At 44.8% G+C, this 21,984-nt stretch carries 19 protein-coding genes and 1 tRNA gene; 9 read left to right on the top strand and 11 right to left on the bottom strand.

Annotated elements, in window-relative coordinates; all coding sequences use genetic code 11:
- The 8 genes from K2Y18_10510 to rpmF form a co-directional block, all read right to left on the bottom strand.
- A partial coding sequence (locus tag K2Y18_10510) for a hypothetical protein (protein ID MBX9806159.1) occupies positions 1–356 on the bottom strand: 356 nt, incomplete at its 3' end.
- A gap of 99 nt (positions 357–455) precedes the next feature.
- Positions 456–1,637, bottom strand: a complete 1,182-nt coding sequence (locus K2Y18_10505; protein ID MBX9806158.1) for a thiolase family protein — start codon at positions 1,635–1,637, stop codon at positions 456–458.
- Between the two features lie 111 nt (positions 1,638–1,748).
- Positions 1,749–1,825: transfer RNA gene (locus tag K2Y18_10500), tRNA-Pro, on the bottom strand.
- A 668-nt stretch (positions 1,826–2,493) separates the two neighbouring features.
- Entirely contained in the window at positions 2,494–3,381 is an 888-nt protein-coding gene (locus K2Y18_10495) for a hypothetical protein (GenBank protein ID MBX9806157.1), read from the bottom strand.
- 63 nt (positions 3,382–3,444) lie between these two features.
- Positions 3,445–3,735: an integration host factor subunit alpha gene (locus K2Y18_10490; GenBank protein ID MBX9806156.1), complete on the bottom strand. Its 291-nt coding sequence runs from the start codon at positions 3,733–3,735 to the stop codon at positions 3,445–3,447.
- A 31-nt stretch (positions 3,736–3,766) separates the two neighbouring features.
- Complete coding sequence (locus tag K2Y18_10485; protein MBX9806155.1) at positions 3,767–4,750, bottom strand: ketoacyl-ACP synthase III; 984 nt, start codon at positions 4,748–4,750, stop codon at positions 3,767–3,769.
- Positions 4,747–5,796 carry a phosphate acyltransferase PlsX gene (gene plsX, locus K2Y18_10480; GenBank protein ID MBX9806154.1) on the bottom strand — a complete coding sequence of 350 codons (1,050 nt, stop codon included), beginning with the start codon at positions 5,794–5,796 and terminating at the stop codon, positions 4,747–4,749. Before plsX ends, K2Y18_10485 begins: the two co-directional genes overlap by 4 nt.
- Positions 5,797–5,825: 29 nt before the next feature.
- Positions 5,826–6,029: a 50S ribosomal protein L32 gene (gene rpmF / locus K2Y18_10475; GenBank protein MBX9806153.1), complete on the bottom strand. Its 204-nt coding sequence runs from the start codon at positions 6,027–6,029 to the stop codon at positions 5,826–5,828.
- 214 nt (positions 6,030–6,243) lie between these two features.
- Between rpmF and K2Y18_10470 the strand changes: the two genes are divergently transcribed.
- Positions 6,244–7,611, top strand: a complete 1,368-nt coding sequence (locus K2Y18_10470) for a GGDEF domain-containing protein (protein MBX9806152.1) — start codon at positions 6,244–6,246, stop codon at positions 7,609–7,611.
- Positions 7,612–7,692: 81 nt separating this feature from the next.
- Here the strand turns inward: K2Y18_10470 and K2Y18_10465 are convergent, their stop codons facing one another.
- The 3 genes from K2Y18_10465 to K2Y18_10455 are packed head-to-tail and all read right to left on the bottom strand — an operon-like array spanning position 7,693 to position 11,593.
- Positions 7,693–10,536 (bottom strand): hypothetical protein, encoded by a 2,844-nt coding sequence (locus K2Y18_10465; GenBank protein ID MBX9806151.1) that lies wholly within the window; start codon positions 10,534–10,536, stop codon positions 7,693–7,695.
- An 11-nt stretch (positions 10,537–10,547) separates the two neighbouring features.
- The gene (locus tag K2Y18_10460; GenBank protein MBX9806150.1) at positions 10,548–11,075 is read right to left on the bottom strand and encodes a DUF177 domain-containing protein; all 528 of its coding nucleotides are present in this window, start codon (positions 11,073–11,075) and stop codon (positions 10,548–10,550) included.
- Positions 11,076–11,080: 5 nt separating this feature from the next.
- The gene (locus K2Y18_10455) at positions 11,081–11,593 is read right to left on the bottom strand and encodes a hypothetical protein (protein ID MBX9806149.1); all 513 of its coding nucleotides are present in this window, start codon (positions 11,591–11,593) and stop codon (positions 11,081–11,083) included.
- A 127-nt stretch (positions 11,594–11,720) separates the two neighbouring features.
- On the opposite strand from K2Y18_10455, the gene bamE reads away from it, so the two are divergent.
- The 8 genes from bamE to mutL form a co-directional block, all read left to right on the top strand.
- Complete coding sequence (gene bamE, locus K2Y18_10450) at positions 11,721–12,173, top strand: outer membrane protein assembly factor BamE (protein MBX9806148.1); 453 nt, start codon at positions 11,721–11,723, stop codon at positions 12,171–12,173.
- 50 nt (positions 12,174–12,223) lie between these two features.
- Entirely contained in the window at positions 12,224–15,013 is a 2,790-nt protein-coding gene (gene ileS, locus K2Y18_10445; GenBank protein MBX9806147.1) for an isoleucine--tRNA ligase, read from the top strand.
- 101 nt (positions 15,014–15,114) lie between these two features.
- Positions 15,115–15,579, top strand: a complete 465-nt coding sequence (lspA, locus tag K2Y18_10440; protein MBX9806146.1) for a signal peptidase II — start codon at positions 15,115–15,117, stop codon at positions 15,577–15,579.
- A 24-nt stretch (positions 15,580–15,603) separates the two neighbouring features.
- A complete protein-coding gene (locus tag K2Y18_10435; protein ID MBX9806145.1) occupies positions 15,604–16,161 on the top strand; it encodes a DUF3035 domain-containing protein in 558 nt (185 codons plus the stop codon).
- Entirely contained in the window at positions 16,158–17,654 is a 1,497-nt protein-coding gene (locus tag K2Y18_10430) for an insulinase family protein (protein ID MBX9806144.1), read from the top strand. Before K2Y18_10435 ends, K2Y18_10430 begins: the two co-directional genes overlap by 4 nt.
- Complete coding sequence (locus K2Y18_10425; protein MBX9806143.1) at positions 17,654–19,117, top strand: insulinase family protein; 1,464 nt, start codon at positions 17,654–17,656, stop codon at positions 19,115–19,117. The genes K2Y18_10430 and K2Y18_10425 overlap by 1 nt, the downstream gene beginning before the upstream one ends.
- Positions 19,118–19,129: 12 nt before the next feature.
- Positions 19,130–20,389, top strand: coding sequence for a glucose-6-phosphate isomerase (locus K2Y18_10420; GenBank protein MBX9806142.1), 1,260 nt, complete (start codon positions 19,130–19,132; stop codon positions 20,387–20,389).
- On the top strand, positions 20,386–21,984 hold a 1,599-nt coding region (mutL, locus tag K2Y18_10415), incomplete at its 3' end, for a DNA mismatch repair endonuclease MutL (protein ID MBX9806141.1). The genes K2Y18_10420 and mutL, both read left to right, overlap by 4 nt.

The following is a 21,984-nucleotide window of genomic DNA, read 5'->3' as shown; positions in this document are numbered from 1 at the left end:
ACTTTCTCCTTTATTTCAGGTGCAATCAATGTCGCCAAATGATTCGCATCACCTTCAATGACCTTGATACCTGGAATGGTTTGTTTCAAAAAGTCACACATCTCCCCATCCAATTCAACCACTGTCAGATCTTGAGGCTGAACCCCCAAATGCAATAGAGCCCGCGTCAAACGACCAGTCCCTGCCCCTATTTCAACAACAGGTGTGCCAGGTGTGTATTGGGAAACAGCCTCATGGGCCGCAAGCATTGATAATTTAACGGAAATAGGAGCAAGCGTGCCCAACTGGCGTGGGTTTTTCAACCAACGACGAAAAAACAGCCAATTTTCTGCCCGACGGATTTGAGCTTCATTCATGTTTTTACCTTATACGCTCTATAAAATCCCTGCCCTTTTTATAGACTGAACTGAGCTTTTAAGCAATAAGGGAATGTAAATGCTCGGCAAATGCCTTTCTTAAATTCGCTCGACGGCAATGGCAGTGGCTTCTCCGCCACCTATGCAAACGGCCGCGATTCCCTTCGTGACACCGCGCGCCTCTAAGGCATGCACCAACGTCACAAGAACACGGGCACCACTTGCCCCAAGAGGATGGCCTAAGGCCGTTGCCCCACCAAGAACATTGACCTTCTCATGGGGAATATTCATCTTCTTCATTGCTGCCATGGTGACAACCGCAAAGGCTTCGTTTATCTCAAACAAATCTACATCCTCAACGGACCAATTCAGGTCCTTCAAGAGCTTTTCAATCGCCCCTATGGGGGCCGTTGTAAACCATTGGGGTTCTTGGGCATGAGACGCATATCCACGAATCACCGCTAGAGGTGTCAAACCTCGCTCCTTCGCTTCCCCCGAAGACATCAACGCCAGCGCCGCCGCCCCATCTGAAAGGGAGGAAGAGTTCGCCGCCGTCACCGTTCCATCCGGCTTGAAAGCAGGTTTGAGTTGGGGTATTTTCTCAACCTTTACCTTCGTTGGGGTTTCATCTTGATGAAGAGATATCGTGTTTTTCCCATCAACCAAATCCAGAAGAACAATCTCTTTGTCAAATAATCCCTTCGATGCCGCCTCTTGAACACGGGTTAAGGATTCGATGGCATAAGCATCTTGGTCTTCGCGCGTGAACTTAAAATGAGCCGCCGTATCTTCCGCAAATGAGCCCATCACGCGGCCCGCATGATAAGGATCTTCCAGGCCATCGACGAGTAAATGATCCAAAATTTTTGCATGCCCAAAACGATAGCCTTGGCGGGCGCGATCCAACAAATAGGGCGCATTGGTCATGCTCTCCATACCGCCGGCAATCATGATACGTGCATTCCCAAGGCGAAGTTGGTCACACGCCATCATCACCGCTTTCATGCCCGATCCACAAACTTTATTAATCGTTGTGCAAGATGTTGAGGGCTTGAGACCTGCGCCAATAGCGGCCTGACGCGCGGGCGCTTGCCCCAAACCCGCCGATAATACACAGCCCAAGATCACTTCATCTACTTCAGAGCCAGAGAGAGAGGCGGCTTTCAAAGCCCCTTCAACCGCTATACTACCCAGCTGCGGAGCAGTCAGGGCAGACAAAGCCCCTTGAAACGCACCGATGGGAGTGCGCATGGCCGAAACAATAACAACGTCATGATCGATGGTGCTTTTCGAGGATTTTGTCATGGTTCATCTCAACTATTAAAGATTTGCTCTGAAACTGATGATAGAGAGAAATTATTTAAGATTCTATTAAAATTAAGGGGGCGGAAATGGTCGGAACGGCGGGATTTGAACCCACGACCCCTATCCCCCCAGAATAGTGCGCTACCAGGCTGCGCTACGTTCCGACATTTAAAGAATATACTAACCCCGCGAAATGATTGCAAGGGGGCTACAAAGGGGTCAGCCTACTTCTTCTTTGTCTTTGCCATACTGTTCGTAAAACTATCAAGCATAGGCATGATTTCAATGGGTAAGGGAAAAGCATTCACAAGACCCTGGCCCTTCACCTTCCAGAAACGCCAGCATTAAGACCACACAGAGTTTATACTCCCAAAGAACGAAAGGTTCGAAGAAGGAACATTATACTAAGACCCAAAATGATAACGCAAACCCCTGACACATTGTTCAAGATATCCATGAGTTCTGAAATATTTTAGACCTTCTTAATAAGTGACTATCTATGAGGATAGCAAAAATTCGTTAAGAAGAGGCTAAGGGAGAGGAAGTGAGGGGGGTTCTAATGAGCTTCTATTACATATTCAAAAACGCATCTATATATAGTCCGTAGCTTAACTCATATTTATCAAGACAGAAATTATATTTGCCGTCATTGCGAGCGAAAGCGAAGCAATCCAGGGGCCAAGGACAAGCTACTAACATCATTTTTTGGGGCATATAGTGCATCTAGATCTGATTCGTTGCACCTGGATTGCTTCGCTTTCGCTCGCAATGACGTATAGAGGATTGATTTAAATGATAATAACACAAGGGAATGTCAATATATTACCCCCCCTTACACCTTCGGCAAATACGCAACGATCGTCGGATATTGCTTCACGAAACTCTCAAAGGCCGCTTGATTTTTGATTGATAAAGACTTGGTTTTTGTATCGTAGATGGCTGCAAGGATGCTTCCCTTAGAAAAGGTTTCTGTCCAATAGAGATGAATTTCATCCCCATATTTGAAATAATCAGGGAATCGTTCAGGAAAGGCTTTGCCTTTTTGAATGGTATCTTCGTCAGAGTTTTGAACAAAATCTTGGCTGGCCCCTCGTGCCCGAATGGCATTGACCCGATTTTGGTCCGTTGTCCCGCAAAGAAGAAGAATAATTTTATAATGTTCTGCCTTCAGCTTTTCGTAGAGCCCAGTAATTTGCTTGGCAGTTGAGGTCGTTCCATGAGCAATGTTGTAATCCCCTGCAAAGGCTTTATTCAGAATTGAACAGGCAATATAGTTAGATGCTGCGCGCCATTTCTCATAGGCTCCTTTTATCAACTCTTTGAAGGAAGCAGCATTCGCAATGGCATAATTGTTGCAAGAGGATATGTACGTATTGATCATGAATTTTAAGGCCCGTTGATCCGGGTCCGCATAGACATAATTCGTCTTATCGTGCAGATAAGTCTCTAGAATTGTTGATTTACTAGACCCTGGGCCCCCAGCTGTCCCAACATAAATGGGCGTCGAATAAATGCGCGTACAGTCACGAAAACAAAGATCGCTGATGTTTTTAAGATCATCTTGAATCAAAGATTGCTCTTCTTTGGAATAGTCCTTGAGGTGACTATTCACAAATTGAGAAGGAATCAACTCTTTGGGAGGTAACTTGGAAACATACCAAAAAAGGGATCCAATCAAAAAGATTGATAACGTAAAAAAAAAGAGTAGTGCTTTAAACATCTTAGATTTATCTCCAATTTACCTGGAGATTTTTATCGCCTTTAAATAAAATCTTTCTTGAAATTATTTTCCAACAGATTTCTTGAATACAGGAGATGCCCGGAAGCTAATCACTTGACGAGGAGAGATTTTAGCATCTTTTCCAGTCCGAGGATTCCGGCCAATCCGTTCTTTTTTCTTCAAAATGGAAAATGTTCCAAAGGAAGAGATCTTAACATGATCACCAGCAGCCAACGCTTTTTCAATTTCTTCTAGTGTCTTTTTCAAAATATCAGAAGCTTGTTGACGCGTTAGGTTATTGTCTTGCGTAATTTTGTTAATTAAATCAGCCCGAGTTACAGTCTCAGCCGTCATATTGATTCTCCCTTTTCATTTTTGTTATTCATTACCACCGTATTACGGCAGAACCCCAGGTAAAGCCACCCCCCATCGCTTCAATGACAACGAGCTGCCCTGGTACAATCCTTCCATCAGCCTCAGCCACGCTTAAGGCCAAGGGGATTGAAGCAGCGGACGTATTCGCATGTTTATCAACGGTTACGACAACACGCTCTGCTGGCAAGCCAAAATGCTTTGCAACAGCATTGATAATTCTTATGTTCGCTTGATGAGGGACGAACCAGTCGATATCTTGAGGGGTAAGGTCATGAAATTCAAGTGCTTTTTTAACCGAATCACCAATTTTTTCGACCGCATGCTTCATAACTTCTCTGCCTTGCATGCGCACATACCCAACGGCACCCCCTCGACTGGGGCCGCCATCAACGTATAAAGCATCTCGATATCTGCCATCAGAGTAGAGATGGGTGGACAAAATGCCTCGCTGTTTAGAAATGCCCTTTTGAGATGACCCTTCTTGAGCTTGAAGAACAAGAGCCCCTGCTCCATCGCCAAATAATACGGCTGTCCCACGGTCATCCGGATCCAAGAGACGCGACATGGTTTCTGCCCCAATAACTAGGGCTGTCTTGACCTGGCCGCTACGTATATAATTGTCAGCAACACTCAATGCATAGACAAAACCAGAACAAACCGCTTGCACATCAAAGGCAAAAGCATGGTGCGCTCGCAGTTTTTCTTGAACCGTCACGGCCGCTGCGGGAAAGGTGTCATCAGGGGTTGTTGTGGCCAACACGATTAAATCAACTGATTCAGGCGCAATTCCTGCACGCTCAAGAGCTTGACGCGCCGCGTGGGTTGCTAAATCAGACGTATACTCTTTCTCTGCTGCCACATGACGCTGATGAATCCCGGTGCGATCCACGATCCATTCATGGCTCGTGTCCATGCGGGCTGCCAAATCATGATTGGTGACAATCCGCTTTGGCAGATAAGCGCCAGTACCCATAACAACTGAATGGAAGGTCATGATGCAGCCTTTTCTTGGGATAAAAATTGATGCAAGTCAGCCGCAATTTGCCCCGATGCTGCATCAGCAGCAAGAGATGCTGCCACGCGAATGGCATTAGCAAACCCTATGGCATCCATCCCGCCATGACTTTTCACGGCAATACCTTTCAAGCCTAAGAATAGGGCTCCATTATACAGACGCGGGTCCATGCGGTTTTTGAGAAGATCAAAAGCAGGTTTAGCAACCAAGTATCCCAGCTTCCCCCGCCAGGATTGCTTCATTGAATCCTCAAGCATCATTTTAATTAGTTTGGCTGTTCCTTCGATGGTCTTTAAGGCTACATTTCCTGTGAAACCATCGGTTACGACGATATCCGTTGTCCCTGCGGTAATATCATCCCCTTCCACAAATCCATGAAAGTTTAAATGATTCATCCCTCGTAAGATCTGCGCCGCGTCCTGGACAATAGCATTGCCTTTGACGTCTTCGGTTCCGACATTCAACAAGCCGACAGATGGCTTCGGCTTTTTCAGCAATCTTTGACCAAATACATGGCCCATGATGGCGAATTGCACAAGATTTTCAACCTTACACTCAACGTTTGCGCCAAAATCCATAACAAGCGATTGCCCCTTTAACGTCGGTATAGAGGTCGCAAGTGCTGGCCGATCAATGCCATCCAATGTTTTAAGGATGAGCTTGCTCAGCGCCATATAGGCGCCCGTGTTTCCTGCTGAAACAACCGCAGATGCTTGGCCTTTGGCCACAGCTTCTATAGAAAGGCGCATGCTTGATTTGGGCAGGGTGCGAATGGCAGCCACGACTTTCATTTCGTTGGTGACGACTTCATCCGTATGAATAAGCTTAAAGGAATCTTTGTACTGGGGGTATTTTGCGAGAAGAGGTTGCACTTGGCGCTCATCTCCGAAAACGAGAAATGAGAAAGCTGAACCATTAGTTTTGGCATTGGCTTTCGCGTTCTCAAGGGCTTTTACAGCCCCTTCAATAACAATTTGGGGGGCTGAATCCCCCCCCATCGCATCAAGTGATATAGCAAACGTCATTGGTGGTTTCTCCCAAAGGGAAGCCGCCCTTACGCGTCTTGTTGGTCGGTTTGGGCTTCCAGCTTGGAAACAACCTGGCGGCCTTTATAATGTCCACATGAGCCACAAATATGGTGCGGCAACTTACGAGTACCGCAATTAGGGCATTCACCGCTATGAATCGCTGTCAAAGCGTGGTGAGCGCGACGCATATCCCGACGGGACTTAGATGTTTTTTTCTTTGGAACGGCCATTTTCTTAACACTCCAGATAACATAATTTCAGACAGTCTTAGCTACAGTTTTTATCTTAATTCAATACAAAGAGCAAGAACAAAAGGGCGTCCCTCTCAAAAAAGTGGTTATGGTCAGAATAGAACAACCGACCCTCCTCTTTGAATTTAACCAAAAATTAACAACTCTGAGTCTTATAATAGACAAATTCACTATGCAGAGGGTTGATTGTAGAATGTTTTTGAACAATTCAGAAGCGAATCCGATTGAAAAACGCACCGCCTTTTCCATTATTATCATCCTTTGCCTATTATGTACCTATTTCGCCTCAACGAGTGACGTTTTAAGGCCCGCAATGCCAGCATGGGTAGCCCTTTGTAGTATATCGGTCTTTATCGCATCCATTCAAACGGCCTACCTTCTTTATTATCAATCAAAAATTGCGTCTGATAGCCCTATGGCTTTGCTCGCCTGTGGATATATGGCCATCAGTTTACTGGCCTTTGGGCGTATGATTTTCCTCCCCGATGTCTTCTCGAATACCTTAACGTGGGAAAGCGGCAGCCAAACTTCAACTTGGATTTGGATGATTTGGCACGCCATATTCCCTCTTGTCATTATATTGTATTCTTTACAAACCGCTGGAAAGTTAACCCTTTCTCACAATTATTATCGATGGGCCTTTATCCTTTCCCCCTTCGTTGTGATTCTCTTAGCATCCCTTATTTTTTATAATATAGACGTCTTACCCACGATAAGTCTTGGATACCAGAGCTATCCTTTAGAATTTGACCTTGCGTTAAGTTTCCTGGCGGTCTTGGCTCTCGTCCCGTGGAAAGGGAATTTCTCAAGAGTTGATCTTTGGCTTTTCTTGGCGATCGTGGCGCACACATTAGACATTATTTATGTCATTATGGGTGAAGAAAGATACTCGACCGGATGGTACTTAGGACTGATGAACAGCGTTCTGGCCTCTTGTGTTATCTTGGGTGTTTTCATCCAACATATTATTAGCATGGCGAACGAAGCAGCCCTTGCCAATCAAGACTTGAACATTCTGGCTGAGACGGATGCTCTTTCCGGCCTTGCCAATCGTCGCAAATTTGATTCCATCTTGAAAACCCTATGGACTCTGGCTTTTCAACAAAAAGGGACCGTTTGCTTAATCATCGTCGATATTGATCATTTTAAACTATACAATGATAAGTTTGGCCACCCCGCCGGGGACAAATGTTTAAGTGATGTGGCGTCCGCGATCAAGAAAGTCGCTCGACGGGAAATGGATCTTGTTGCCAGAATCGGCGGGGAAGAGTTCGCCATTATTTTATATGGCGTGAAGGCGAAAAAAGCACATGATATTGCCGAAGAAGCGCGAAGTGCTGTGGAAACTTTAAGAATCCCCTCCCCCCTTGATGAGAAAAAGCCCGTTACCATCAGCGTTGGCTATGCACTCACAACACCCGATGCCCAAGACAATTCCCATTCCCTATTTGAAAAGGCAGACCAAGCGCTTTATGCCGCAAAACATGGGGGGAGGAATCGGGTTGTTTCATCAGACATATTGGACAATCTGATTGCCAAAGGGGAACTGGCGCCAGCTTGAGGGAGAGAAGCTGTTTTCTTCTTGATCCTTTTTTTATGAACGGCCACAAGATTCACCCTTTACTCTCATTCAGGCATCTTTTTAAGCTCTATCCTCAAACTTTTCCGGACTCAAAAGGTTCATATCCTTAACCCTTTGAACTCTTTCATCAAGGCTCAGCCCTTCAGGAAAAAGTTTCTCCAGATCGTTTGATAAAGCTCTAAGTTGACCCGCGTCCATGGTAAGGATATGACAAATTGCTGGAATTCTTTTGTGATTCATCTTCCCAACCAAGTCTCTTGGAAGAATCCTCAAGATAAGATTGACACGCCCTTCAAGCACGTTTAACCCTTCCATGGTGTTGCCCAAAAACCCCCCAGCCTTTTTCAAAATCTCCCCGTAAAGAGCCCCAAGACCTGTCAACCCTGCATTATAGAACACTAAAGCTTCTTCTCTTGTCCCAAAAAACCAACTCAAGTTAAAAATCTGATCGTTCGTTAAGCTCTCAAATGCCTCAAGGATAGGAAGAAGGTCACCGGGAAGCAAATCAAGCAAACTTTCTGATTGAAAAAAATTGCCCCAATTCCCCAGGATAGCTTGGAATTGGGCATAAGGCATGTCTAGGAGAATCTTTGAAATTTTTCGAAGATCTTCAGTGAAAGACTCTCCCTCACCCCGAGTCCATTTATGAATTATTTGTTCAACAACTTGGGTGCGCGTGTTCATTTCCTCAGGCGTCATTTGAAGGATTTTTTCTAAAACCACTAGGGGATAGGCTCCTAATAATGGCTTTGATTTCACAATTTGCAACATCTCAGGAGAAGCCCCCTTGAGGAGCTGGACAAATTTCAAACGACTCGCTGGGTCATTCCCATCACTCTTGCGTGCTATAAAATGGTCCCATATAGAAGAACAATTAGTAATGTCGAGTAACCGAAAATCGGGCTTACTGAAAAATAGTTTCACGATGGCGTCTTGCTCATCCTCTGTTAAGCCGCTTCGACAAAAGCCACATATTCCTTCTGGATCTTCCCTTAGGCCTCGCGAGGGAAGGTGCCTCAACAGTCTAATTATGCTATCATAACCTAGAGTGTAAGCTAGCGTGACAACTTCTAAATTCGCCTTATAAAAATAACCATTTACCTCTCTCAAAATATGAAGCACCTTAAACATACCAATTGCAGAATGTTTAAAAGCTTCTTGAATAATAAATGCCCGTGTCTCTTGATCAAGATGAGTAATTTTTGGGAAGATGTAGCAACCAAACTGAATAAATTTGTCAAAGTTTATGGGGTCTTCCAATGCCGTTACATCAGGGCAAAATTCCTTAACCATCGTTAAAGCTTGCTGATTCCTGTTTAAGAAGAAACCTCGAACACAATCAAAAAAATGGATCGGGTGGAGGTTCTCTCTTTTAGGATCTTTATCATAAGACTCCCAATAGGCCTTAACATCCCCCGACTTTAATGTTTCTCTCCAATGCTTTTTGGCATAGTCATACCAAAATTTAAATTCTTCATTCACTTCCTCATCCATTAAATGATCAAATTCCGCTCTCAGAGTATCACTCAACACATCCTCAAGAAGGTACGTCGCGTATTCTTCTTGATTCAGCCTTTCTAAAGGTGGTTTATCCTTCCCCCCACCACTATTTTGGATTCGTTCGTCATTGTGCTTCTTGAGTTTGCGAGCAATTGTCCTTATCTCCCCCGCAGGCATTTTTAAGGCAATAACTTGGGCCCACCCCATATACTCTTTACCGGCATAGTCTTTCGTATCCAAACCTCTTTCTGGGAATGCTTTTCCTCTGCTTATTATTTCATCCGCTGAGAGGGAGAGTGCCCCCTCGAAGAATGCCGGCAAAACATATCCTCTCCTATAAGATTCACGCTTCATAGGCACGGAACCAAGTGCCCGCAATTGATCTAAAGTCATTTTGTTCATAGCATCCAGTACACGCGACAAACTTGGCATATCAATATCCTCCGGGACACCTTTGCAAAGACAAATCTTTTCCACAGCCTGAAGCCGGTAAGGGTCCATGGCAAAAAGCTGCTGCATGTAATAATCTAGAACATCTCTCGACATTCTCATTATGAATACTGGAGCGCCAATTTTTGAAACAAAGTGGCTCCTGTTTTTCGCTTGCCAGGGGCTTATAGTCAAAGCTAATTCTAAAATTGGCCTCACTTTAGATGTCAGAGGGAATTCCCTATTGTAATCAAACTGTTTTACCGTAGAGTTGACTGACTTGATCACAAGTGCACTCCCCCGAAAATCAAAATACTCTCTCAGAGCTTTGAGAGAGGTTGACCGTTTTAGAATTTCGGAAGGGGCAAAAGTTTCCGTCTCACGAACAAACATATCTCTTAAAGTGGGCTCTAAACCTTCCAATTGGGGACAAAAGTCTACCCATAAGGCGAGAGCTCTATCAAAGCCGAGAGGATTGTCGAGGGGTCCATTTAAGGCAGAAAATGCTGTAAAATCTGGGATGGAGGTTAAGAAGGCTTCAACTCTTTCGTAGTACTGGTCAGGAGTCAATCTATCCGGAGTGGGTGGATCAATCGTCTCCCAATGCTTTTTAGCCAATTCTACAAATCGTGGGTCTATTTTTTGAGGATCATAAGAAGCGCACAGAACTGTAAATTTGGCCTTCAAGTTATCGTTGGGGGGATTATATACTCTTGGAATGGTATCATTCTCTGGTACAGGAGGGAGTTCTTCAGTGCCGTGAAGTTCCACTTGTGTCGGTTCGGTGGGGGGCCTTCTCAACTTAGATACCCAGCCCCAAAAACCACTAGGCGATTCTCGGGTCGGCTGTTGAGAAAAGGGTCGTCTTTCCCCCTCCATGCCTTCAGAAGAAAGGATAGACCCCAGCAGAGTCGCTCCAATAACAAGGGGGGTCCAAAAATTCTTATTTCTTTGAAATAATTTAAGTTTTTGCAATTTTAACTTCCCTATTTCTTCTTGATCCCCTTCAAAGCTTCCGCAAGCGGGTTAATAGGGGTGTCTTCCTTTGCCTCAATAAATTCAGGCGCATCAGGCGCATGGGGAAAGGGATCAAGATTTAAAAAGAGGTATTGGGCGGCCGTTTCCCCTAAATCAACCTGATTTTCTGTATAATATTCAATGTCTCTTTCGTCCTCAAGGTCGATAATAAACTCTTCGTCCTTTGTTTCTTCCCGGGAAGGCCGCAAAAGAAGAATGAACGTGGCATAGACATGGGCAGGAACATCTTTGAGTGTTGAAACACACGATTGAACCACATCCCCACTCACTTCACCTTCAATCTGAAAACAACCAGGCTCTTCTGCCTGCGTTAGAACAAAATGGGCACACATTTGATGAATCGCCACTAAATTAAAGCGAACCGCCAAGCGACGACACTCTTCTTGCTTGGCTTCCAAGTGATAGGTTGCCCCGGTTACCCCGATTTGGTCGAAAAGCACAATACGACTAAACTCAACATTGGGATCTGACAACATGTATTTTACTCTCCCTTTAGGTCCACGATGATTTGTGGAATGGTCGTCTCTTGCAACCACTCCCATGTCTGGAGCGTATAAGCTACGAGCCCATCAACAATATCATCCGGAATAGTGCCCACAATGCCATACACATTGCGTCGAATAGCCTGTTCTAGCATGCCTTGATCCAATAATTCCAGAGCTTTATCATAAGCCACCAAGCGACCATAAAACCCTTCCATAAAACCTTTTAAGTGACTTGTGATTTTTAACTCGCTGACCGGCAGAGCCCGAACCGACTCTTCAATATCAGCCACAACAAAGTCGACTACATTTTGAGTTAAATCCTTCAACACAATCCCCTCACCTTCTTCAAGGTTAGCCATTTTCAATCGTCTCAACATCAAAGATAAATGAAGAGTGAGCATTTCAAATCGACCCTGGGGGGTATCGGGGACCTGATATTCATTAAAAAAAATGGCTTGACGGGCTTGAGAGGTTACCGCCGCATAGATTTCAGATGTGAGATGCTTCATTGATGGCTTCTTCCTCCGTAAAATTCCCATGAATGTTAGACCTTTAGGATTGACAGTTTGAATACATGATGTCAAATGTAGTGTAGTTTTTTATTTTAACATACAGGTTAGTTTAGGTTACCGTCTCATGAAGTGCAATGCGTCTCTTTTTGCTTTATTGGTTTTCGTCTCTTTGGGAGCCGGGTGTACGCCAACCATCGAAACACGGGGGTTCAATGCCGAAAACGTTCAATTCAGTCAAATTAAACCCGGCATCCACTCCAAACAGCAAGTTCAAGAAATATTAGGCAGTCCTTCCACAATTCCTTCATTTGATACGAATGTTTGGTATTATGTATCAAAGAAAACGTCCACGACATCCTTCTTTGAACCAACAGTTTTGGATCAGCAAGTTACTGTCATAACATTTACAACAGGTGGTATTGTGAGCGACGTCAAGACTTACAAGGGTGAGGAAGCTAAGAATATTAAGCCCGTGGAGCGAAAAACGGAGACGACAGGATATGAAACGGGCGTTTTACGCGAAGTATTTAGTAACTTTGGTCGAATGAGCTCAAAAAAACCAACTAAGCCTGGTTGATGTGCTTAGTCTCAGGTGAATAAGGAATAACAACCAATTCGGAAAACATGATGAAAGTCGATTATAAAAACACCGTTTTCCTACCCAAAACCGAGTTTGCTATGAAAGCAAATTTGGCCAAGCGGGAACCGGATTTTCTGAATTATTGGAAGAGCATAGACTTATACGCGAGTTTGCGTCGTCAGTCCAAAGACCGAAAAAAATTCATCCTTCACTTTGGGCCTCCTTATGCGAATGGCCATATTCACATTGGTCATGCCTTGACAGAATCCTTAAAGGATATCGTCAATAAAACCTATCAAATGCTAGGGTATGATGCCGCCATGGTCCCGGGATGGGATTGCCACGGATTGCCAATTGAATGGAAAATCGAGGAAAGCTACCGTGATGCAGGCTTAAACAAAGATGATGTAGATCCCTTAGAATTCCGTGCTGAATGCCGAACTTTTGCTGCCAAATGGGTCGACGTCCAAAGGGAAGAATTTAAGCGGCTCGGGATTGTTGCGGATTGGGATAACCCTTACTCAACGATGAACTTTAAAACGGAAGCTCGAATCATTGAGCAGTTGGGTCAATTCCTTTTAAACGGTAGTTTGTACCGGGGGCAAAAACCCGTTATGTGGTCAGTGGTTGAAAAAACATCCCTTGCTGAAGCTGAAGTTGAGTATAAAGATCACACCTCTGATTCCGTCTTTGTCTCTTTTCCGATCATAGAAACCCCTCTCCCTATTTTGAAAAATGCCTCAGCCGTTATTTGGACAACAACACCCTGGACTTTACCTGGAAATCGAGCCATTGCCTTTGGTGAGGAGATCGATTATTCCGTGGTTAAAAGTGATAAATTTGAGCATTCCCTTTTGATTGCCTCATCTTTAGTCGAAAGCCTCTTGAGTCAGTTGGAAATTGAAACCTTTCAACTCTTAGGGACTTTAAAAGGAAAAACTCTCCAAGGAACAGTTTGTGCACATCCCCTGAGGGGAAAAGGCTATGAGTTTCCGGTTCCTCTTCTCTCGGGCGAGTATGTCACAACCGAGGCAGGCACAGGGTTGGTTCACACAGCCCCTGGTCATGGTTTAGAGGACTTTGAGGTTGGACAAAAACATAATCTTGAAGTCCCAGCCCTTGTTGCCGATGACGGTCGTTATTATGACCATGTTCCCTTGTTTGCTGGACTTCATGTCTTTAAAGCGAATGCGAAAGTGATGGAAGCCATTCAAGAAGCAGGCCACTTGCTCCACTCCTCAAAGCTCATTCACAGCTATCCTCACTCATGGCGTTCCAAGGCTCCTCTAATTTATCGCACAACACCCCAATGGTTTGTGAGTATGGAGACAAATGATCTGCGTACCAAGGCTTTAAAGGCGATTGAAGAAGTATCTTGGTTCCCAGCCCAAGCCAAAAACCGAATCCGCTCTATGGTGGAGGGACGTCCCGATTGGAATTTGTCCCGTCAACGCGCTTGGGGAACCCCGATGACCTTGTTTATTCACAAACAAACAGGCGATGTTTTGCGAGATGCGGAAGTTCATGCGCGTATTGTGGATGCTGTGGCTCTAGAAGGGGGAGACACGTGGTATACGAGTGACGCTAGCCGCTTCCTAGGGTCGAAGTATGATCCGGAGTCATATGTAAAAGTCATGGATATTTTGGACGTCTGGTTTGATAGCGGATGTACTCATGAGTTTGTCTTGAAAGATCGACCGGATTTATCGTGGCCTGCAGATTTATACCTCGAGGGTTCAGACCAACATCGCGGTTGGTTTCAGTCTTCCTTGCTTGAAGCTTGTGGAACCATTGGAAAAGCACCGTATCGCCAAGTTTTGACCCATGGATTTACGCTTGATGAGAAGGGACACAAAATGTCCAAATCTCAAGGAAATACAATCTCTCCGTCCCAAGTTATTGATTCCATGGGTGCTGACATTTTGCGCTTATGGGTTGTTTCTGTTGATTATACAGAAGATCACCGCATTGGGACCGAAATTCTAAAATATCAAGAAGACGTTTATCGTCGCCTTCGTAATACCTTGCGCTATTTGTTGGGAGCTCTGGAAGGCTTTACGCCTTCTGAGCGCGTTGAAACAAAAGATATGCCCTATTTGGAGCAATGGGTTCTTCATCGCCTTTCAGAGTTGGATGTCCTTTTACGAAAAAGCGCAGAAAATTTTGATTTTATGAATTTTTATGCTGACTTACACACCTTTTGTGCCGTCGATTTGTCTGCCTTCTATTTTGATTTGCGCAAAGATTGCCTCTACTGTGATGCACCCTCATCTTTAAAACGCCGAGCGGTTCGAACTGTTATGGACCATATTTTTACGTGTTTGACCCATTGGCTAGCACCTGTGTTAAGTTTCACAACCGAAGAGGCTTGGCAAACGCGCTACGGTGAAGAGATGGGAAGTATCCATTTGCAAATGTTCCCAGAAATTCCGTTAACATGGAAATGCGAGTCCATTGCAACTCAATACCAAACCATTCGAGATGTTCGACGTGTCATTACAGGGGCACTTGAGGTTGAACGTGGCGCAAAAACAATAGGATCCAGTTTGCAAGCAGATGTCGCCATTTATGTACCTCATGAAATTGCAGAAATTCTCAAAGCCTTAAACATGAAAGATCCTGACTTGGCAGAGTTTTCTATTACCTCAGCCGCCAATCTCGTGATAGCTCAACCCCCCGCAGGTGCTTTTATTTTGGAAGACGTGTTAAACGTTGGCGTCGTCGTTAACACTGCAACTGGCCAAAAATGCAACCGCTGTTGGAAAGTATTAGAAGAAGTCGGACAAGTTCATGCGGATTTATGTAAACGATGTAAAGATGTAATAGAGGGCTCCTGATGACAAATAAAAAACCCACACCCAAAAGCCCAAAGGCCCAAAAGAAATCAAAGGTTGTTCCACAAGACGCTCCTTCAACGACTTCTTATTGCTGGCCAACGATGGGGTTGGTATTAGCAACAATCGTCCTTATTCTTGATCAAGGCTCAAAATGGATTGTCTTAAACCATCTCATGGTGGACCCTCAAACCATAGAAGTCACTTCATTTTTCAATATTATTCTGGCTTGGAATCGGGGTATTAGTTTTGGCTTGTTAGCCAGCAGTAACCCATATAGTGTTTGGGTATTAGCTACCATTGCCCTTGCTTTTGCCGCTGTTTTGACTCTATGGATATGGCGCGCGGAAACGAAATTGATGGCGATGGCCTTTGGTCTTGTTCTCGGGGGAGCTATTGGGAATTTAGCAGATCGCCTTCGTTTTGGAGCCGTCACAGATTTTCTAGACTTTCATGCCTACGGCTATCATTGGTATACATTTAACATTGCTGATTCTGCCATTGTTGGGGGCGTTACTTTAATCCTATTTGAATACGCAAGACAAATTTGGTCACAACATAAACAATAATTGATTCGACAACGAGAGATAAAAATGAAGAATACACAAACATTAAAATCGACAATCGCGAGTTTCCTCCTTCTGTCGCCCCTTCTTTTAAGTGGATGCGATTCATTTCGAAATACATTTGGCCTTGACCATTACAGTCCTGATGAAATGAGTACGGCCACACCGAGCCCTGGTTTGATTATCCCTCCCGGTTTTAATGAACGACCCTTGCTCCCCCCCCCAACGCCCGGGGCTCCAAATCCCCACGTTATTCCAGAGTCCGTAAAAGCCCAGCAAACAGTTTTAGGTGACAAGACCATTGCTACTTCCACCGCTCCTTCCACTTCCAAAGGAGAAAAGGAAATTATAGAAAAGGCTTCAGAAAATCAAAATGTTACGCCAAATATTCGCTCACTTGTCGATGAGGAATCGCAAACAGATTCGACTGTTTCAGGAAAAGTAATAGCGAAAATTAAGTCTTGGAATAAGGAAATTACTCAAAACATGTCCTTATCCAAGTCTGCCCCAGAAGGAACAACGACTGAGAAAAAACCCTTAGAAACTAAAACGACCAAAAACGAAACAGGTAGTGAATCATCATGACGACTCAAAAATTTACATTTGACTTCAACTCGACTTTTAAAGGTAACCGTAAGGAATCTGCATTGTTACACAGACGCCCCTTATCCTTTGGCTCTTGGCCTCTCTTGATGACTTTGGCTCTTGGTTGCGCCCCTGGATATGCGGAACAAGGCGCGAAAAGCCCCCCCCAGGCCGCAAAACCGCAAGGATCACATATTAATGTCCAAGTGATCAAAAGCAACAAAGGGATTAATGCTTGGTTCGTGGAGGCCCACGAAATCCCAGTCGTTTCCGTATCCATTGCTTTTAAGAACACGGGCAATGCCTCTGATCCCAAAGGACAAGCAGGCCTTGTTCAATTGGTATCCAGTATGCTCGATGAAGGTTCAGGCGATCTGAATAGCCAAGAATTCAAGAAACTCCTGCTTCAAAAAAATATTGAACTCGATATATCTGCATCTCAAGACGTAATCAGAGTCAATTTTCGAACTGTTAAAGAAAATGTGGGTGATGCCTTTCTTGTCTTGAGAACAATGTTAAGTAAGCCTCGTTTTGATCCGGATACACTTGCTCGTGTGAAAAATCAAATTCTAACATTATTGGAACAGTCTCTTCATGATGAACGTTCTGTCGCCAATCAAAAATTGGTTTCCACGATTTATGGAGATCACCCTTATGGAAGAACAACCCAACAAATAATCAAAGAAATACCAAACATAACGGAAGCGCAAATGCGCCAATATATGAAGGAACGCTTAACACGTGACCAACTTTTGGTATCTGCAGTTGGGGATATATCTGTCGATGAATTAAAAAAATATTTAGATGAAACCTTTGGGGATTTCCCCGAAAAGGCTGTCCCATCAACCGTGAAAGAGGCGCCCCTTCTTAATTCAGGAAAAACAATTGTTGAACCATTAAATATTCCGCAGAGCCTTATTCTTTTTTCCCAACCCGGAGTGCCTCGAAGCAGCCCCGATTTTTACGCAAGCTATGTGATGATGAAGATTTTGGGTGATGGAATGCTTGATTCCCGTCTATGGAATGAAATTAGAGAAAAAAGAGGCCTGGCCTATGGTATTGATGCTGATGTGAAATGGTCTCAACACAGCACACTCATTTTAGGAAAGACAGCTACCAAAAATCAAAGCACGAAAGAAGTTATAGATATCATTCGTCAGGTTTGGCAAGACATGCTGAAAGGGGCAACCCAAACTGAGGTCGACTTTGTAAAGAAGCGATTGATGGGAAGCTTTGCTTTGATCTTTAGTTCAACCAAACAAATCTCTAATGCGCTTCTCACATATCAATTGGATAATTTGGGCAGTAACTATATTAATGAGCGGAATGCTATCCTTAGCAAACTTACTCTAGAGGATATTAATAGAGCTGCAAAATCTCTATTGAAACCGGAAAATTTAACCTTCATTGTTGTTGGGGAACCTAAAGGACTCTCCTCCCTGGAAACAGCGAAAGAAGCAACAAAAGAAAATAAAGTAGGAGCAAAAATTTAATGAAAGGCTGGATTATTTTGGCATTGTCTCTTTTCGTCAACGCCCTTACACCTCAAGAGTGTCATGCAGGCATATTTAATCCCATTACAACAACGCTCCCAAATGGGCTACAAGTTGTCTTAGTGCAAAATCACCTCGCCCCTATTGTTTCCGTTAATATCATTTATAAAGTTGGAACAGCTGATGATCCTGTTGGGATGCATGGTCTCTCTCACTTTCTAGAGCATTTGATGTTTAAAGGAACAAAAGACGTTCCAGGGGACCAATTTAAAAAAATAATTATCGCCAATGGTGGCATGATTAACGCCTTCACAACACCAGACATGACAGCCTATACCTGCGATATTGGCATAGAGTTTTTGGACTCTTACTTAAAACTAGAAGCCGACAGAATGCAAAATTTGATCATGGAAGCTAAGGAAGTTGCCGCAGAGCAAAAGGTTGTTCTCGAAGAGCGCCTCATGCGATTGGACAATATCCCCTTGGGTGCAGCTTACGAGGCTATGTTACGGGCAACCTATTGGTATCATCCTTATGGAATTCCTGCCATCGGTTATCCTCAACATATTGAAGCTTATACTCTGGAAGCTGCTTTTGAGCACTATAAAACATGGTACACACCGAACAATGCTATTTTGGTCATCGCTGGTGATATTACCATGGAAGCTCTAAAACCTATGGTAGAAAAGCATTTTGGGCCCATTCCGTCTCGTCCTGTACCGCCGCGCAAACGTGTCCAAGAGCCTGATCATAGCGGCATTGTTATCAGTCTCGAACAGGAAAATCCCCGCGTGAGCCAAATCAGCATCTACTGGAACTATGCGGCTCCGACCCATCGCGAACCGAATTCAAAATATTTTTATCCTCTAATCGTTCTTTCACAGGCGATGGGGGGTAATGACATCAGTCGACTCAATCGTGCCTTAGTTGAAGAGCAAAAGATTGCAGTCCAAGCAACATGCTCTTACGAATCCTATGAGCATGGGGGGTTGGATCCACAACCCATTGAGCTCGCAGCAACTTTAGCTCCCGGCAAAGATCTTGTGACTCTGAAGGCATCCCTTCAAAAGCTCGTAAATGAAGTCATTGAGACAGGGATTACAGAAAAAGAATTAGCAGATGCAAAACGAGATATTCTCGCCGCCCTCGCTTTTGCTCGTGATGGTAACAGCTCAAGCGTCCAAACCTTCACCCGCCTTGGGGGGGGATTTACCGTAGAGCAAATCGAAGACTTGCCAAATCTCATTAATGCTGTAACAGCGGCACAAGTCCTTGAAGCAGCTAAGTTTGTTTTTTCCAAAAATCCAATTGTCATATTGACAGTCTATCCACCCGGCGCGAAAGACAAAGAAAAGAAATCTGAAGCTGAATGCCTCAGCACAGCCGGTGAAAGAGACAAGAAATTAGAAAAGGAACCTGCCAATCCAGAAAAGGGTGCTTCTCAAAAGACCTCTCAGAAATAAAGGATAAGGGTTGTGAAATCTAAAAGTGATATCTTCACCCAGAACTTAGAAGGGCTTCCACCTATTTCGGAAGCTCCTCAAACATTGTTATATTTACAAGGCTTAGAAGAGTCACTCCCCCTTTTTCAGCAGATAAAATCCGATGATCTCTTGACAAGCTTGGCTCCTATAGCTTCCCATTTTCAAGCTTTTGAGGATATCCTGATATTGGGGACTGGCGGCTCTAGCCTTGGAGGGCAAACGCTTATTGCTTTGAGAAACCCCCAAGCGAAAACTCCCCGTTTTCATTTTCTAGACAACATTGATCCCTATACCTTCCATACGCTCCTGTCAAAGCTAGATATAACAAAAACAGGGGCTATTGCGATTTCAAAATCGGGTAATACGGCTGAAACGATTACACAATTACTGCTGTGTATTCAGCATTGGCTTAAATCCATACCTGAAGCTCGATTAACAGACCATTTTCAAATCATTACCGAGCCTGTTGACAATGGCATTCGCCGACTAGCAAACGCCTATGCGCTTCCCTGTTTGGATCACCCAACTGATATTGGGGGTCGGTTTGCTGTATTTACGGTTGTTGGCATCCTCCCCGCTTTGATTGCTGGACTTGATGCCAAAGCCCTCCTCACAGGAGCTCGAGACGTTCTCCGCGCAGCACTGGATGTAACAACTATCAATGAGTGTCTGCCTCTTCAAGGTGCTGGCCTTCACATGACTTTGGCAAAATCAGGGATAACTCAAACGGTCCTGATGCCTTATGTTGACCGCCTCAACACCTTTACCTTTTGGTTTCGTCAACTGTGGGCTGAAAGCCTCGGAAAATTGGACACGAATAAAGAGCGCCAGGGGATAACCCCCATTCAATCTCTTGGAACCGTTGATCAGCATTCTCAACTCCAGCTCTATCTTGACGGTCCTCGGGACAAATTCTTCACCCTTATTACGCTGGATCAACATTATGATTCCACTAAGATTAACTTACCTCCCGTCGGTCATGCCACCATCGATCTGTTTCAAAACAAGACGATGGGGGATCTTATGTTGGCCGAACAACAAGCCACCATTGACACCTTACGAAATAACAAATGCCCAACCCGCGTGATACACTTAAACACTTTGGATGAAAAAACCCTCGGGGGGCTTATGATGCACTATATGCTAGAAACCCTTGCAACGGCTCATCTCATGAATGTGAATCCCTTTGATCAACCTGCTGTTGAGGAAGGGAAAATCTTGACCAAAGCTTACCTGGAAAATGCTGCATGACCGTACGCTTTCTCGACCCCACTCTCATTAATCAGATTGCTGCTGGTGAAGTCATAGAGCGCCCAGCATCGGCAATTAAAGAGTTGGTTGAAAATGCGATCGATGCTTCGGCCACAAAGATAGACGTCGTGGTGCGCGAGGGAGGGCGAACCCTTATTTCTATCACGGATAATGGCCAGGGTATGAGTCAAGACGATCTTGTGCTCGCGGTAGAACGCCACGCAACCTCCAAAATTCCCGACAGCGACCTCTTTAATATACGAACCTTAGGATTTCGTGGAGAAGCACTTCCTTCCATCGGTGCTGTTAGTCGTTTGACCATCACCAGCCGTACATCAACCGATGATACGGCTTGGCGCTTAGCCGTCGAGGGCGGCACAAAAGGCGAGCCTAGTCCAACCGCCTTTGGCTTTGGGACGCGGGTTGAGGTGCGGGATCTGTTTTATGCAACACCCGCTCGTCTCAAGTTCCTAAAAACACCCACGACGGAGTTGTCCCATACGGTCGATATTTTGAATCGCTTAGCCCTTGCCCACCCTGAAATTCAGTTCTCGTTAATGGACGGAGATCGACAGGTGTTTTCTTATGAAGCGACTGGCAATCGACTTTCCTCCATTCTAGGCAAAGACTTTTGCGAAAATGCCTGCCCCGTGCTCATGGAACGCGAAGGACTCACCCTAAGAGGACATATCAGTGTCCCCACCTATAACCGTAGCAATGCAACAGCTCAATACCTGTTCGTCAATGGCCGGCCGGTAAAAGACAAACTTCTCTCAGCCGCAGTACGCGTTGCTTACCAAGATTTTCTAGCCAGCAATCGTCACCCGGTTCTGGCTTTGTTCTTGGAAATTGATCCAGGAGAAGTCGATATTAACGTCCATCCTGCCAAAGCTGAGGTGCGCTTCCGAGATGCTGGACTTGTGCGTGGTATAATGATTAGTGCCTTAAAGAATGCTTTGCAAGGCGCCGCTCATCAAAGCTCAACGACCATCGCGAATGATGCCATCGTTTCTTTTCAGCAACCACCAAGTCCTTATCCTGCGGCTGCTTCTTCCTGGAGTGGAAAAAGTTATTCGGGAAGCACAAACTCTCCCGCACCACGCTTTTCTTTCCCAGATCGGCACGTTTCCCAAGAACTGGCCGAAACGCTGGCAACATATCAGGCACCCTCTCCTGCAGACGCACCGCCAGCTTCAACCCCTGAATCTTTGAGGGAATATCCGTTAGGAATGGCGCGCGCTCAAATTCACAGCACCTACATCCTTGCCGAAGCAGAAGATAGCCTTGTGATCGTTGACCAACACGCTGCCCACGAGCGTCTTGTTTATGAGAAAATGAAAATTGAACAAGCTGCCCATGGGGTAAAGCGCCAAGCTTTATTGCTGCCAGAGATTGTGGATTTGCCCGAAGAAGACCTAAAAGCGCTTTTGTTACGCGCCCCTGACCTTGCTCAACTGGGGCTTATCATTGAAGCCTTTGGCGTGTCTGCCGTCATGGTCCGGGAAGTCCCAGCTTTACTAGTGCGAGCGGACTGGAAACAATTGATCCAAGATTTGGTGTCCGAAATTCAAGAGATGGACACCACCTTAAGTTTG

Source organism: Alphaproteobacteria bacterium (assembly GCA_019746225.1).
Lineage (GTDB): Bacteria > Pseudomonadota > Alphaproteobacteria > Paracaedibacterales > VGCI01 > VGCI01.
This window is presented reverse-complemented; position numbering and strand designations above follow the sequence as displayed.